The 15,327-nt window shown below is 59.0% G+C and carries 11 protein-coding genes and 2 pseudogenes; 8 read left to right on the forward strand and 5 right to left on the reverse strand.

Translation table 11 applies throughout. The features are described 5' to 3' along the window. Positions 1-24: 24 nt before the first annotated feature. Positions 25-1,602 (reverse strand): sensor domain-containing diguanylate cyclase, encoded by a 1,578-nt coding sequence (locus V476_RS01710; RefSeq protein ID WP_024960542.1) that lies wholly within the window; start codon positions 1,600-1,602, stop codon positions 25-27. Between the two features lie 356 nt (positions 1,603-1,958). On the opposite strand from V476_RS01710, the gene V476_RS01715 reads away from it, so the two are divergent. After that, the gene (locus tag V476_RS01715) at positions 1,959-4,157 is read left to right on the forward strand and encodes a putative bifunctional diguanylate cyclase/phosphodiesterase (RefSeq protein ID WP_024960543.1); all 2,199 of its coding nucleotides are present in this window, start codon (positions 1,959-1,961) and stop codon (positions 4,155-4,157) included. A gap of 60 nt (positions 4,158-4,217) precedes the next feature. On the opposite strand, the gene hppD is transcribed toward V476_RS01715, so the two are convergent. Beyond that, the gene (hppD, locus tag V476_RS01720) at positions 4,218-5,294 is read right to left on the reverse strand and encodes a 4-hydroxyphenylpyruvate dioxygenase (protein WP_003370421.1); all 1,077 of its coding nucleotides are present in this window, start codon (positions 5,292-5,294) and stop codon (positions 4,218-4,220) included. Positions 5,295-5,436: 142 nt separating this feature from the next. Beyond that, a pseudogene (locus V476_RS28775) lies at positions 5,437-5,592 on the reverse strand (glutathione S-transferase family protein); the annotation flags it as partial. 138 nt (positions 5,593-5,730) lie between these two features. On the opposite strand from V476_RS28775, the gene glcD reads away from it, so the two are divergent. The 4 genes from glcD to V476_RS01740 are packed head-to-tail and all read left to right on the forward strand — an operon-like array spanning position 5,731 to position 9,966. Beyond that, positions 5,731-7,230, forward strand: coding sequence for a glycolate oxidase subunit GlcD (glcD, locus tag V476_RS01725; protein ID WP_024693349.1), 1,500 nt, complete (start codon positions 5,731-5,733; stop codon positions 7,228-7,230). Beyond that, positions 7,230-8,288, forward strand: a complete 1,059-nt coding sequence (glcE, locus tag V476_RS01730) for a glycolate oxidase subunit GlcE (RefSeq protein ID WP_024960544.1) — start codon at positions 7,230-7,232, stop codon at positions 8,286-8,288. The genes glcD and glcE overlap by 1 nt, the downstream gene beginning before the upstream one ends. A 3-nt stretch (positions 8,289-8,291) precedes the next feature. Beyond that, positions 8,292-9,524, forward strand: a complete 1,233-nt coding sequence (glcF, locus tag V476_RS01735) for a glycolate oxidase subunit GlcF (protein ID WP_024960545.1) — start codon at positions 8,292-8,294, stop codon at positions 9,522-9,524. Between the two features lie 34 nt (positions 9,525-9,558). After that, the gene (locus V476_RS01740; RefSeq protein WP_003391508.1) at positions 9,559-9,966 is read left to right on the forward strand and encodes a heme-binding protein; all 408 of its coding nucleotides are present in this window, start codon (positions 9,559-9,561) and stop codon (positions 9,964-9,966) included. Positions 9,967-10,013: 47 nt separating this feature from the next. On the opposite strand, the pseudogene V476_RS01745 reads toward V476_RS01740, so the two are convergent. Continuing rightward, positions 10,014-10,984 (reverse strand): annotated as a pseudogene (locus tag V476_RS01745) (beta-propeller fold lactonase family protein). Between the two features lie 328 nt (positions 10,985-11,312). Continuing rightward, positions 11,313-12,329, reverse strand: a complete 1,017-nt coding sequence (gene gntR / locus V476_RS01750; RefSeq protein ID WP_016568529.1) for an HTH-type transcriptional regulator GntR — start codon at positions 12,327-12,329, stop codon at positions 11,313-11,315. Between the two features lie 283 nt (positions 12,330-12,612). Between gntR and V476_RS01755 the strand changes: the two genes are divergently transcribed. From V476_RS01755 to csrA, 3 genes are all read left to right on the forward strand, one after another. Next, positions 12,613-13,101: a gluconokinase gene (locus V476_RS01755; protein WP_003344097.1), complete on the forward strand. Its 489-nt coding sequence runs from the start codon at positions 12,613-12,615 to the stop codon at positions 13,099-13,101. Positions 13,102-13,199: 98 nt separating this feature from the next. Continuing rightward, positions 13,200-14,552 (forward strand): GntP family permease, encoded by a 1,353-nt coding sequence (locus V476_RS01760; protein ID WP_003315860.1) that lies wholly within the window; start codon positions 13,200-13,202, stop codon positions 14,550-14,552. A 521-nt stretch (positions 14,553-15,073) separates the two neighbouring features. Beyond that, positions 15,074-15,262, forward strand: a complete 189-nt coding sequence (gene csrA / locus V476_RS01765; protein WP_002554157.1) for a carbon storage regulator CsrA — start codon at positions 15,074-15,076, stop codon at positions 15,260-15,262. Positions 15,263-15,327 lie beyond the last annotated feature (65 nt).

Here is a 15,327-nt window from a genome sequence, read left to right on the forward strand (position 1 = left end):
CAGGTACAGATCCATGACGCTCGACTATCGAGTGGACGCTGTGGATACCCTGGCAAAATGACTATCTGCTTGCCCCCCTTGAATCAAGCGACCTTCGACACGGTTACGCCCTTTGGTTTTGGCCAGGTAAAGAAGTCGATCCGCTTCCTTCAGCGCAGCTGTGTGCGCATCCTTCTTCTCTGCTGCGTTGATCGCCACCACGCCCGAGCTGATGCTCAGCCTGCCCAGCGGGCTGGACGAGTGCTCTATACAACTGGCTTCAATGGATGATCTGATTTTTTCCGCAAGTTTCAGCGCCCCTGCCAGATCGGTTTCAGGCAACAGAATGACAAACTCTTCACCGCCGTAACGTGCTGCCATATCCCCGGACCGGTCAAGACTGTCGCGAATCAGCCCCGCCACTTGCCTCAGGGAGTCGTCACCCTGCAGATGGCCGTAGGTGTCGTTGTATTGTTTGAACCAGTCGATATCCAGCAAAATAATTGCGATGGTTGCATCATTCCGGCTCGCCCGCCCCCACTCCTGCTGCAAGGCCGTATCGAAGCAACGTCGATTGGCCAGGTGCGTCAGGCTGTCCGTGTGAGCGATGATCTCCAGGTCGTTCCTGGCGATATTCAGTTCACCCTCCGCCGTGATCAACTGCTGGATTTGTCGGTACAACAGCACGCCCAGAAAGACCAGCGCCAGGATAATGATGCCGGTGATGGTCATGGACCGCTGTGCATAGGCCCACCAGGGCGCGAACACATGCTGACTGGAGATACCGGCAGCGGCGACGATGGGCAATCCGGACACGCGCCGATAGGCGTATACCCTTTCCACCCCATCCACCACGGAGTTGATCACTGCGGTGCCGCTGTCGCTGTACGGTAGATAGCGAGTGAAGATATCGCCCTTGGCTACATTGGTGGTCATCAGTGCGGTTAATGTGGGTCGCCGCGCAAGCAGGTCGCCATTATTCAGAGCGAGGAAGATCACACCCTTGTCGTCTACATCCATACGCTGGAAAAACGCCTGGAAATAAGCCACCGGCACGGTGGCGAGTGCAACGCCTGCAAAACTGCCATCCGCCGCATTGATACGCCGACTGACCGGGATGACCATGTCCCCTGTATTGCGGCTTTCAACAATGGACCCTACATGAATGGACGGGTCAGGGTTGTCGCGGTGGTAAATGAAGTAGGCGCGGTCTTCGTTGTTCCTGGTCTGCACGCCCTTGGCAAAGGAATTGGCGACCCAGTTGCCTTGAGCATCATAGATGAACAGCCCCTGAAGCCCTTTGACGTTGACCAGGTCTTGAGCCATCAGTCTGGTCAAGCGGCTTTGCTGCTCGCCTGCGGCGCCATCTTGCTCAACCCGCTCGGCAAGGTCACGCAGCGTATTGTCAGCCTGCTGCAGGGTGTCCTGAGCCTGCTGTTCAGCAGCAAGCACGATATTGGACACCGCAATCCTGGCAGTGGCGACGCGCTCGAGCTTGGATTGGTTCATCTGCCAGGCGGTGGCCAGGATCAACGATAGACAGACCAGGGCAATGAAACCGATCAACGCCTTGCTGAGCGCCGAAGGTGCAAGCCTCGTCGAAATAGAGAAAAGCCGCTGCATAGGGTCGTCATCAAATTGGCAGTGAAAACCGCTATGCAGTTTCCATACCCTTGCGACGCCAAACCTGAACACTTCGTTACGATCGGGTAATACTGGCCTTAGTTGGATCCATACCCGCCACGCTAGTTGCTTGAGAAGTTGTTACAGGTATCCGGCTTTTTGACGATATAGCTTCTAAGCTGCCTTGGACAGCTATCGAGACGCTACCGCGAGAGGTGCTGCATGTATCTGACTTTCCTTTTCCGGCGTGGCGCAAGCGCATGCTGGCAGGGTACCTCCACCGGTGCCGACACAGCGGCGTTATCCATCGATCGCTTCGTGTCTCGCGTGCGATCGGCGTTTAGCGATGGCCTCAAATGAATAGTTACCCAGTCGGCGATGATGACGAAGAACGTATTCGTGTCTTGAATGCCTTTTCGTTGATGGATACCCCACCTGAGCACGAATACGATCAGATCGTGCAAATGGCATCGCGGATTTTCGATGTGCCCATTGTTCTGATTTCTCTGGTTCATCGAGACCGGCAATTCTTCAAGGCGCGCGTTGGCCTCGATGTCTGCGAAACGGGCCGCGACGTTTCATTCTGCAATTTTGCGCTCATGGGCCGTAACGTTTTTCTGGTGCCTGATGCATTGCAGGATGAGCGGTTCAGCTCAAACGCCTTGGTAGTCGGCGCTCCCCATATTCGCTTTTATGCCGGGGCGCCGCTGATAACCGCCAGCGGTCATGTGCTGGGCAGCCTGTGCCTGATCGACAATAAACCTCGGGAGACTTTCTCGGAGCGAGATCAGCGGGTTCTCCAGGACCTGGCGGTCATGGTCATCGAGAGAATGGAGTTGCGTCGGCTCACGCTCGAGAATGAAGACAGCCACACCCGCTTCATGAATATCACCTCGACTTCACCCGACGCGATCATCTGCTCGGACAGCAAAAACCGGATCATCTCATGGAACAACTCGGCCGAACTCATTTTCGGGCATCGATCCGAGGACGCCATGGGCAAGCCTCTCGACATCATTATTCCGCCCGAAATGCGCTCCAGGCACCATGCAGGTTTGTCGAGGGTGGCTGCAGGCGGCCCGGCCTCCATTATCGGAAAATCCATCAACCTGACGGCCATCCATCGCGACGGTCACACCCTCCCCATCGAGCTCTCGCTCTCACAATGGACGTATGCCGGCGAGCCACAATTCGGAGCGATCATTCGTGACATCACCCAGCGTGTCGAGGCGGACAAATTACTCAAGCATGCGGCCGAATACGATCACCTGACCGGGCTTGCCAATCGATCGACACTCAAAAGGCGGATCAAAGAGGCGTGCGACGCGCAGCTGTCAGCAGCCATCCTGCTGATCGATCTGGACGGCTTCAAGGACGTCAACGACACGTTGGGCCACGCTGCAGGTGATTTTGTGCTCAAGGTGACCTCTCACCGTCTTCGCGAACACGTACCGGCCTGCCATATGGTCTCGCGTCTGGGCGGCGATGAGTTTGTCGTGTTCCTGTCCGACACCGCAGATCCTGACAAGGCGATCAAGCTGGGCCTGGCGCTCATCGCGGTCATCGAGGAACCGATAGAGTTTGAAGACAATTCAATCTACATCGGCGCCAGCATCGGCGTCTCCGTAAGGTCTGGCGCTGATTACGACGATGAGCAAATGCTCGGCAATGCGGATCTGGCGCTCTACCAGGCCAAGTCTGACGGCCGCTCCCTGGTTCGCACCTTTACCTCCGAACATCGACAGACCGCTTCAAGAAGAGGAGCGCTCAGCTCATCGATGCGTCAGGCATGGGCCAACAAAGAGTTCGAGCTTTACTACCAACCTCAGGTACGACTTGCGGATGGTCGTATCACCGGAGCCGAAGCCCTTATACGCTGGAACCATCCGACACTGGGCGTCGTGTCCCCGGCGGTTTTTCTGCCCGCACTGGAAGCAGGCCTGCTTGCGGTGCCGGTGGGCGAATGGATACTGCGTTCAGCCTGTGAGCAGGCAGCGCAATGGCGAAATACCGGCTGCGAGGAATTCCGCATCGGCGTCAACCTGTTCGCCGCGCAGTTTCGCATGCGCGACTTTGCCGAAATGGTTGAAAGTGTGCTTGAAGACTTTTCCTTGCCTGCACACTCACTCGAGCTGGAGATCACGGAAAACATCATCTTGCGAAACGAGCAGCGCATTATGGAACCGCTGCGTCACCTTCGCTCGTTGGGTGTGGGCATCGCGTTCGACGATTTCGGTACCGGCTATGCGTCCCTGAGCCTGCTGAAAGACTATCCGGTGACACGACTGAAGATTGACCGCTCATTCGTAAGTGGCGTGGAGCGCAGCAAAAAAGATGAAGTCATCGTCGAGGCCGTTGTCAGGCTGGCAAACGGCTTCAATCTTCAGGTCACGGCAGAAGGCATAGAAACCCGTGAGCAGGAAAGTCTGATGCGCCATTATGTGTGCGACGAAGGCCAAGGCTATCTGTATGGCCGCCCCATGCCGGCGCATGACTTCACCGAGCGCTATATCTCTTCTCACAACCGGCAAGCTGACGTGCTCAAGCACAAATGACTCAGAACGAGCCTGGGCCGGCTCGTCTGATCGCGCAAGACGGACGCTTTTTATGATTGCTCAGTCCGGCGTCAGGACACCACGCTGAATCTGGTCGCGTTCGATGGATTCAAACAGTGCCTTGAAATTGCCTTCGCCAAACCCGTCATCGCCTTTGCGCTGAATGAATTCGAAAAACACCGGGCCCATCAGCGTTGCGGAGAATATCTGCAACAGCAAACGACGCTCGCCCCCTTCGGAAGAACCATCGAGCAGAATACCGCGTGACTTGAGCTCGGCCTCCGGCTCACCGTGATCAGGCAAGCGACCTTGCAGCATCTCGTAGTAGGTATCCGGCGGCGCGGTCATGAAGCGCATGCCGGTTGCTTTCAGCGCGTCCCAGGTCTTGATCAGGTCATCGGTAAAGAACGCCACGTGCTGAATGCCTTCGCCATTGAACTGCATCAGAAACTCTTCGATCTGACCCGCGCCCTTGGACGATTCTTCGTTGAGCGGAATGCGGATCATGCCGTCCGGGGCGGTCATGGCTTTGGAGGTCAGGCCGGTGTATTCGCCCTTGATGTCGAAGTAACGCAGCTCGCGAAAATTGAACAGCTTTTCATAGAAACCGGCCCAATACGCCATGCGTCCGCGGTACACGTTGTGGGTCAGGTGATCGATGAATTTCAGACCGGCACCAACAGGGTGGCGGTCAACGCCTTCGATGAAGTTGAAATCGATGTCGTAGATCGACGTGCCCTCGCCGAAGCGATCGATCAGGTACAACGGCGCGCCACCGATGCCCTTGATCGCGGGCAGGCGCAATTCCATGGGCCCGGTAGCGATTTCCAGCGGTTGTGCGCCTAGTTCCAGTGCCCGGTTATAGGCCTTCTGCGCATCTTTCACGCGGAACGCCATTCCGCATACCGAAGGACCATGCTCGGCGGCAAAGTACGATGCCAGGCTGTGCGGTTCGTTGTTGAGGATCAGGTTGATCGCGCCCTGACGGAACAGGGACACGTCCTTGGAGCGGTGCGTTGCGACTTTGGTGAAGCCCATCATCTGAAACACAGGCTCAAGGCTGTTGGGCGTCGGTGATGCGAATTCGATGAATTCAAAGCCCATCAGGCCCATGGGGTTTTCGTAGAGATCAGCCATGACTGGCTCCTTACAGGAAAGTGAGAGTGGGTAACCCTGGCAATCACTGTCCTGCGGGCGGCGCACACGGGATGCCTCGCACGCTGCGTGCGAGAAAATCACCGAATATCAGTTGCAGACCAAGAATCTTCATGAGGGCAGCCTACTCCGGCTTGTCCGATTGTGCATCAGGGTGTGCCTGGTAAAAGACCGAGGGCTGCCGGGCCAGATGCTCGACCCGCTGAATACGCACGAATGCAGTCAGGTCGACGCGGTAACGATGCGCTGCGTACAACTGGGGTAGCAGGTAAATATTCGCATGGATGCGGTATTTTTATTTTCGTAAACCTATTACGTCATGCGTAAATTGCGGGATCGGACCCTCGCTGTCAACTCAAGCCTCGCAGCGAATGAGCTAGGATGCATTAACCCGACAAAAACAACCCAGGGTGGCTTGATGAACATTCTGTACGACGAACGCATCGACGGCGTGCTGCCCGCCGTCGACAAGCAACTGCTGTTGCAGGCGCTGCAACAGCAGTTGCCCGACCTGGACATCCTGCATCGCCCCGAAGAGCTGCGGCCTTACGAGTGCGACGGGTTGTCGGCCTATCGCACCACACCGATGCTGGTGGCATTGCCGCGGCATGTGGAAGAAGTACAGACGCTGCTCAGGCTGTGCCACGCACGTCGCGTACCGGTGGTCGCTCGCGGGGCGGGCACCGGGCTGTCGGGAGGCGCGTTGCCGCTGGAAAAAGGCGTGCTGCTGGTCATGGCGCGTTTTAACCAGATCCTCGATATAGATCCCTCCGCGCGCTTGGCGCGGGTTCAGCCCGGCGTGCGCAACCTGGCCATTTCCCAGGCGGCAGCGCCCCACGGCCTGTATTACGCGCCGGACCCGTCCTCGCAAATCGCGTGCTCCATCGGCGGCAATGTGGCGGAAAATGCCGGCGGCGTGCATTGCCTCAAATACGGGCTGACCGTGCATAACCTGCTCAAGGTCGAGATCCTGACGGTGGAAGGCGAGCCAATGACGCTGGGCAGCGACACGCTGGACTCGCCGGGCTTCGACCTGCTGGCACTGTTCACCGGCTCCGAAGGCATGCTCGGCGTCATTACCGAAGTCACGGTCAAACTGCTGCCCAGACCGCAGGTGGCCAAGGTGCTGCTGGCAGCCTTCGATTCCGTGGAAAAGGCCGGGCGCGCGGTGGCCGATATCATTGCTGCGGGCATTATCCCCGGCGGGCTGGAGATGATGGACAATCTGGCGATTCGTGCCGCCGAGGATTTCATTCACGCAGGCTACCCGGTCGATGCCGAAGCCATCCTGCTCTGCGAACTGGACGGCGTGGAAGCCGATGTGCACGCTGACTGCGAACGGGTCAGCGAGGTATTGACACTGGCGGGCGCTACCGAAGTGCGCCAGGCCAAAGACGAGGCCGAACGGGTCCGCTTCTGGGCCGGGCGCAAAAACGCTTTCCCGGCCGTGGGTCGCCTGTCGCCGGACTACTACTGCATGGACGGGACCATCCCGCGCCGTGAGTTGCCGGGCGTATTGCGCAGCATCAGGGAGCTATCCGGGCAATACGGCTTGCGCGTCGCCAACGTGTTTCATGCGGGCGATGGCAACATGCATCCGCTGATCCTGTTCGATGCCAATCAACCGGGTGAGCTGGAGCGCGCCGAGGCACTGGGCGGCAAAATCCTCGAGCTGTGCGTCAAGGTCGGCGGCAGCATTACCGGCGAGCACGGTGTCGGTCGCGAGAAGATCAATCAGATGTGCGCCCAGTTCAATAGCGACGAGCTGACCTTCTTCCATGCCATCAAGGCGGCATTCGACGCCAGCGGCCTGCTCAACCCCGGCAAGAACATCCCGACCCTGCATCGCTGCGCGGAATTTGGTGCCATGCACATCCACGCCGGGCAATTGCCGTTCCCCGACCTGGAGCGTTTCTGATGAGCACGATGGACAGCGACGTCAGCCAGGCACTGCTCGAGCGGGTCAATCAGGCGCTGCGCGACGAAACGCCGTTACGTATTCAGGGCGGCAACAGCAAGGCTTCTCTCGGTCGTGAAACCGCTGGCGAAATACTCGATACCCGCGAGCACCGTGGCATCGTCAGTTATGACCCGACAGAACTGGTGATCACTGCACGCGCCGGCACGCCATTGAACGAACTGATGCAGACGCTGGATGCCGCAGGCCAGATGCTGCCTTGCGAACCGCCCGACTTCGGCGCCGCGACGCTCGGCGGCATAGTCGCTGCGGGACTCTCGGGACCGCGCCGACCGTGGAGCGGATCGGTGCGTGATTTCGTGCTGGGCACACGGGTCATCACCGGTCTTGGCAAACACCTGCGTTTCGGCGGAGAAGTCATGAAGAACGTTGCAGGTTATGACGTTTCACGCCTGATGGCAGGCAGTTTCGGCTGCCTGGGGCTGCTGACCGAGGTGTCGCTCAAGGTGCTGCCCAAACCACGTCTGTGCAGCAGCATCGCACTGGAAATGGACAGCGCGCTGGCCTTGGCGCGCCTTGCCGAGTGGGGTCAGCAACCGATACCGATCAGCGCGGCCAGCCATGATGGCCACGTATTGCGCCTGCGCCTGGAGGGCGGTGAAGGTTCAGTGGCCGCAGCCCGGGACCGGCTCGGCGGCGAGCTGCTCGATGCCGCGTACTGGCAACAGTTGAATGCGCATCACCTGCCCTTCTTCGATGACCCGCGGCCCCTGTGGCGGCTCTGTGTACCTGCCGACAGCCACCTGCCGGATCTGCCGGGCGAGCAGTTGATCGACTGGGGTGGCGCGCAACGCTGGCTCAAGTCGGACGCTGACGGACAGACCATTCGAGCCATCACCATGGCGGTTGGCGGCCATGCGACCTGCTACAGCCAAGGCGTCGTCGACAGCCCGTTTGAACCGTTGGCCGCACCTGTGCTGCGCTACCATCAGGCACTCAAGACCCGACTCGACCCGCAGGGGATTTTCAACCCCGGTCGACTGTACGCGGAGCTTTGAAACATGCAGACCACATTGAGTGAACACGCCAGAACCCTGCCGCGCGCCGAAGAAGCCGAACGTATCCTGCGCAGTTGTGTGCATTGCGGTTTCTGTAACGCTACGTGTCCGACCTATCAATTGCTGGGTGATGAGCTGGACGGTCCACGCGGCAGGATCTACCTGATCAAACAAGTGCTCGAAGGTCAGCCGGTCACCGAGAAAACCCGTGTGCATCTGGACCGCTGCCTGAGCTGTCGCAATTGCGAGACCACCTGCCCGTCCGGGGTGGATTACCACAACCTGCTGGACATCGGCCGCGCGGCGGTTGAGGCCCTGGTGCCGCGGCCACTCGCAGAACGCGTGCTGCGTGAAGGCTTGCGTCGCGTCATCCCCCACCCCGGACTGTTCAAATCCCTGACCGGCATGGGCCTGAAGTTCAGGCCGTTGCTGCCACAAACCCTGGCCACCAAGCTGCCGGCGACGGTCCATCCTGGCGGACTTCGCCCGCACACCGGTCATGCGCGCCAGGTGTTGCTCCTGGAAGGTTGCGTTCAGCCGGGCCTGTCGCCAAACACCAATAGCGCTACGGCGCGGGTGCTGGATCGTCTGGGCATCGGCATTACGGCGGTCAGACAGGCGGGTTGCTGCGGCGCCGTGGATTATCACCTCAATGCACAGGAGGCAGGGCTGGATCGGGCACGGCGCAACATCGACGCGTGGTGGCCCGCGTTGCAAGGCAGTGCTGAAAGCCTGATCCAGACGGCCAGCGGCTGCGGGGCCTTCGTCAAGGATTACGGCCACCTGCTGCGCCATGATCCAGCCTATGCCGACAAGGCCGGGCAGATCAGCGCGCGAACCAAGGATCTGGTCGAACTGCTGCGCGACGAACCGCTGGAAACCCTCGGCATCAAGACCGATCAGCGCCTGGCGTTCCACTGCCCGTGTACGCTGCAACACGCGCAAAAACTCGGCGGCGAAGTCGAGCGTGTCCTGACTCGTCTAGGCTTCAATTTGACCACAGTGCCGGACGGTCATTTATGCTGCGGCTCTGCAGGCACCTACTCCATCACCCAGCCTGCCATCGCCCGTCAACTGCGCGACAACCGCATGAACGCACTGGAGAGCGGCAAACCGCAGGTGATTGCCACCGCCAATATAGGCTGTCAGACCCATCTGGCCAGCGCCGGCCGAACGCCAGTGCGGCACTGGATCGAACTGATCGACGCGGCGCTTGGCACGCCTGAATCACACTGAACGCCAATCAATCATCACTACTCCGGAGAGCTCCATGAAGATCAAAGCCGTACTGACCCAGACCGAAGTCAGCCTGATGCTCGGTGCCGCACGCGAAGAGGCGCAGGCCAATGGCTGGGCCGTTTCCATCGCCGTCGTTGATGACGGCGGCCATTTGCTGGCATTCGAGAGACTGGACGACGCCGCACCGATCAGCAGCTACATCGCGATCGAAAAAGCCCGCACCTCGGCACTCGGCAAACGTGAGTCCAAGGGTTACGAAGAGATGGTCAATGGCGGGCGCACTGCATTCCTGAGTGCTCCGCTGCTGACTTCCCTGGAAGGCGGTGTGCCGGTCATCGTCGACGGCCAGGTGATCGGTGCGCTGGGGGTTTCAGGCGTGAAGGCCGAACAGGATGCTCAGGTCGCCAAGGCCGGCGTCGCAGCGCTTGACGCCGACTGACGGTCGACCCGGCTGGTAACACGCAAGCCAGGCCATTGCAGGAGTCTTCATAGCCGGTAGATCGAAATCCAGCTCATGTCCGGATGACTGGAATAGATGTACGTGCCGGTCTTATTGAGTACCGCACCGCCTACCGACGGAAAGTAAGCGATGCAGGTGGCGATGCCCTTCACCGTGTCGATCCGGTAAACGTCGTAATTACAGGTATAGATCGCGTAGACATAGCGGTCATCCGAGGTCACTCCGATGACTTTCACCGGGTAGCCTTGCGTGCCGATCCTTTCCCGATAGAAGGTTTTGTTGGTCGCCGCATCGATGATGTAGACCTCGTCGATGCCACCGACATACAGCCAGGCGCCATCGGAACTGAAGGCCATCGAACGCGGGTCGGAGAAGCCGGGAATGTCATGTTGCAGGTAATCGACCTTGCTGATCGCAAGAACATCGGTAGGCGCGGTCCGGTCAACCAGCATGGTTGCGTAAAACCTGTCGTTCAACGGGCTGATCCCGAGAGCCAGTGATGCGTTGGTCAGGGCACCCAGATCGAACTCGTTTTCGACCGTGTAATTCTCGGTCTCGATGAGGCGAATCAACCCGCCGAGCGCGTTCTGAAAGGACAGGCAGATAAAACGGCCATCGGCACTGCACAGGATCCTGTTGACGTTGGCTGCCGGCAGTATCCTGATCACTTCGCGCATGCGCGTATCGACCACGTAGCACCTTTTCTGGCCGATGGTGTAAAGCCTTTGCCATCGGGGCTCAGGGTAATCGCGCCTGCCCCTGCCCGCTTGATGGCACCCGTTACGCTGGCACTGGCGATGTCGACCACACTGACTTCGCGACCACTTTCATGAGCGACATACAGCGTGGTTTCATCAGGGCTGATAGCGATCTCTGCGGGTACGAAGCCCAGCGGGATAATGCCGGTCAGCCAGGCGATGTCCAGAGGGACACCTGAACCGACGGGGTCGACGATATGCGTCAGGGCTCTAACGTTCTGAGATGCTTTTTTTTGCATTTCTCTCACCTTCAATAGGTCTTGTAAGACCGCCAGAACGGGGAATAGATAAGAAGATATATCCCCGTCATCCAACGATGCGGCCAAGACACTTATGCCGCTCCGAGCCAAAAACGTAGGGTCATTGAATACTCAACACGGGGGGATGGGTACTGTCAGAAATAACAGTCGAAATGTGTCGAAACCGTTCGAATGAGGGTATCGACAACAGTGCAGGACAGCACGGTCGGGCACTCCAGCCCGGAGGCATCGAGCCCGCAGAGCGCCCCTACCATTGGTCAGTGCAATGACCCGGGGAAGGATCGCCAGGGCTGGTCGGGGAAAAGACTCAAGAGCTTTCCCGTACCACCAGTTCAAACCCTAGATCGACCTGCGGGTGCTGGGTGACCCCGTCCAGCAGGCCCAGCAAGACCTGAGCAGCACGCTGTCCGACTTCTTCCCTGGGTGTGCGAATCGAGGTCAGGCGCGGCACCATGTGCGCGGACCCAGGCAGGTCGTTGAAGCCCACCAGAGAGACCCGTTCGGGAATCGCGACCCCCAGGCGCAAGGCCTCCAGCGCAGCGCCCTGCGCCAGGTCGTCATTACAGAAGAACACTCCGTCGACATCCGGATGCTGGTCAAGCAGGCGCGCGAACAACTCCCCGCCCAGACCGATCGAGGAGGCCTGGCGTGTCGAGACCTGCAGTGCGGGGTCGAACAGCCCGGCGTCTTCCAGCACCCGACGGAACCCGGTGCCACGTTGCAGCACACGAGGGTCGAGCTGGGCGGCCATGTATGCCAGCCGATGGCGGCCACGCCCGAGCAGGTGCCGCGCAGCTTCGGCACCGGCCTGTTGCTGCGAGAACCCGACGCAATAGGCGCCCAGGCGAGTGTCGAGTTCCATCATGTGCACGCAGGGTATGCCGCTGGTTTCAAGCATCTGGCGGGACGCTGCCGTGTGGTCGAAACCGGTCAGCAGAATACCGCGCGGGCGATTGACCAGATGGTTGCGCAGCAGCTTCTCTTCCTCTTCGGGTGAGTAATGGTAGTTGCCGATGAGCACGTCCAGGCCGCGCACGCGCAACACGTCCTGAATGGCTTCCAGCGTCTCGATGAACAACTGGTTGGAAAGCGACGGCACCAGCACCACGACGGTCTGGCTGCAGGAAGAGGCCAGCGCCCTGGCGGCCGGGTTGGCCACATAACCCAGGCTCTGCGCCGCAGCACGGACCTTTTCGACCAACTCAGGCGCCACGGTGCTGATACCGCGCAAGGCTCGCGAGGCGGTGATCGGAGAGACGCCAGCCAGCTTCGCCACTTCATTGAGCGTGGGGCGACCAGTCGAGCGGGAACCAATGCGTATCATGCGTTGCCAACTAACATAGGGGTTGCCAAATGTGTCGAATGCCCCATAAGGTAGCGCTGTCTCATGGAACGTGACAATGCTTTATCGCTGGTTTCACAGGGGTTACCCGATTCGGGTCCCGCGGAGAACAGCCTCCCATGCTTATTGATGAGCCCAAAACAACGACAAATAACTGGAACAGTCCGGGATGAGACTTATGTCCCCCCGAAAGAAGACAGCGCTGTCTCCAGATGAGGTGCCTACTGTGACAACTGCGAATACTGCTATTTCCGCCCTTGTGGTGATGGGTGTATCTGGCTGCGGCAAAAGCGCCGTCGGTGCCGAGATTGCCCTGAACAGCGGCGGCCGCCTGATCGAAGGCGACGCGTTCCATCCTCCAGCCAACATCGAAAAGATGAGCGCCGGAACCCCCCTCAACGACGAAGACCGTGCCGGCTGGCTGACCCGCCTGGGCGAAGAGATGGCTGCCGCCCTCGCCAACGGTGAACACCCGGTTCTGACCTGCTCTTCGCTCAAGCTCATCTATCGCCAGCGCCTGCGTGATGCGGTGCCAGGCCTGGGTTTCGTTTTTCTGGAACTCAGCAAGGAACTCGCCAGCGAACGCTGCTCGCACCGGCCTGGGCACTTCATGCCCGCCAGTCTTGTAGACAGCCAGTTCGCGACCCTCGAACCGCCCTATGGCGAACCGCTTACATTGATCGTGGACGCGTCCCAGCCTATCGATGTCATCGGCAAACAAGCCGCAGCATGGTGGAAAGGCTCTCACGCCTGATAAAGGCGTGAGTGCAAAAGACAGCGCTGTCTTGCGCACACACGATTGAAGTCGGCGCTGTTAACAGTTCCTTAAAACAATAAACCGGAGAGACATCCATGTTCGGTATGACCCATGAGACGTTCCTGCTCGTCGATGCGTTGGTGACCATCGTCGGCCTGGTGCTGCTGATCACCACCTTCAAGGTGCACCCTTTCGTCGCGTTGACCCTGGCGGCAGGCTTTCTTGGCCTGACCTCGGGAATGCCGGTCGAAAAAGTCATGAAATCCTTCCAGGACGGCTTCGGCGGGGTGCTGGGCTTCGTCGGCATCATCCTCGGCCTGGGCACAATGCTCGGCAAGCTGATGGCTGACTCGGGCGGCGCGGACCAGATTGCGCAAACGCTGATACGCACGTTCGGCAAACAGAAAGTGCACTGGGCAATGATGTTCTCTGCCTTCCTGGTGGGCATCCCGTTGTTCTTCGAGATCGGTTTTGTCCTGCTGATCCCGTTGGTGTTCATTGTTGCGCGGCGCACCGGCGTGCCCATCGTCAAGATCGGCATCCCGCTGCTGGCAGGCCTGTCAGCCGTACACGGTCTGGTTCCGCCTCATCCGGGTCCGTTGCTGGCCATCGGCATCTTCGGCGCCGATATCGGCAAAACCATTTTCTACGGACTGATCGTTGCACTGCCGACGGCCATCATCGCCGGCCCGATCTTCGGTAACTGGATTTCCAAAAGCATCCCCGGTACGCCGTCCAAGGAACTGATGGATCAGATCGCCAAGGAATCGAGCACTGAAAACCTGCCAGGCTTCGGCATCACACTGGTGACCATCCTGCTGCCGGTCTTCCTGATGCTGCTCAAGACCTTTGCCGATGTGGTGTTGCCGGAAAACAACATGTTCCGCATCTGGATGGACCTGATCGGTCACCCGATCACCGCCCTGCTTGCCGCGCTGTTGCTGGCGTTCTACACCTTCGGCGCCGCACGTGGTTTTGATCGCAGCAAAATCATGAAGCTGCTGGACCAGAGCCTGGCTCCAGTGGCGGCAATTGTCCTGATTGTGGGCGCAGGCGGTGGCTTCAAGCAGATGCTGGTTGCCAGTGGCGTGGGTGACGTGATCGGACACATGGCTGTGCAGGCGCAGATCAACCCGATCATGCTGGCCTGGCTGGTAGCGGCGGTCATCCGTATCGCAACCGGTTCGGCGACGGTGGCAACCATTACCGGTGCTGGCATCGTAGCGCCGGTGGTCGGCCTGATCCCAGGCGTCAATCGCGAGCTGCTGGTGCTGGCAACCGGTGCGGGCTCGTTGATCCTGTCGCACGTCAATGACGCCGGGTTCTGGCTGGTGAAGCAGTACTTCAACATGACCGTTGCCGAGACCTTCAAGACCTGGACGGTGATGGAAACCATCCTCTCGGTCGTCGGCCTGATTTTCATCATGCTGTTGTCAATGGCGGTGTAAACCCCGAACGAGCCTTCGCGGGCGCTGAAACCCGCGAAGGCCTGGCCCTGCCTCACACCTGTGCATCCCTTCCCAGCCCCCCCGTGGTACCCAGCATCAGCGTGAACACCAAGGTGATCCGCAGACCCTTCCTACACACTCGCTCAGCACTTTCATTTGAATTTTCAGAAAGCCCGGGCAATCTGGTGCAGTCGTGCCTACGCTTGTACTCATATCGAAATGGCTCAGGCAGCACCGTCGGCTAAGATGATGATGACCCGGAACGGTGCAGCGGTTGACGTTACTTTTTATATGACGCCAGTAAATACGGGCATTTTCACGTCGAAACGGGCAGAATTGGCGCACTCGTCGTATCCGGGATGCAAATCTCGATGACAAGAAAATGAACCGAGGGAATTTAATTCACCTGTGCGACGTCATAAGACGGATGCATTTGGATGCACTCGGCAACAATCACCACGCAAAGGCAAACGCCAGCCTCTTGAGAGAGGCGTTTTCAAGAGGCCATCAAGGAAAAGATTATGTTGATACTCACTCGCAAAGTAGGCGAAAGCATAAATATCGGTGACGAGATCACCGTCACGATTCTTGGCGTTCAAGGGCTTCAAGTCCGCCTGGGCATCAATGCACCCAAAAATGTTTCAGTGCATCGTGAAGAAATCTACAAACGTATCCAGGCAGAACTGGCTCCCAACCAGGACCCACAATAATTCCCGCACTACCCCCTTATTCAATGCTGACCTGCCGTTTATTGGCAGACCGGCCGTACGGCGTC

The sequence above is a fragment of the Pseudomonas syringae KCTC 12500 genome (assembly GCF_000507185.2).
Lineage (GTDB): Bacteria > Pseudomonadota > Gammaproteobacteria > Pseudomonadales > Pseudomonadaceae > Aquipseudomonas > Aquipseudomonas syringae.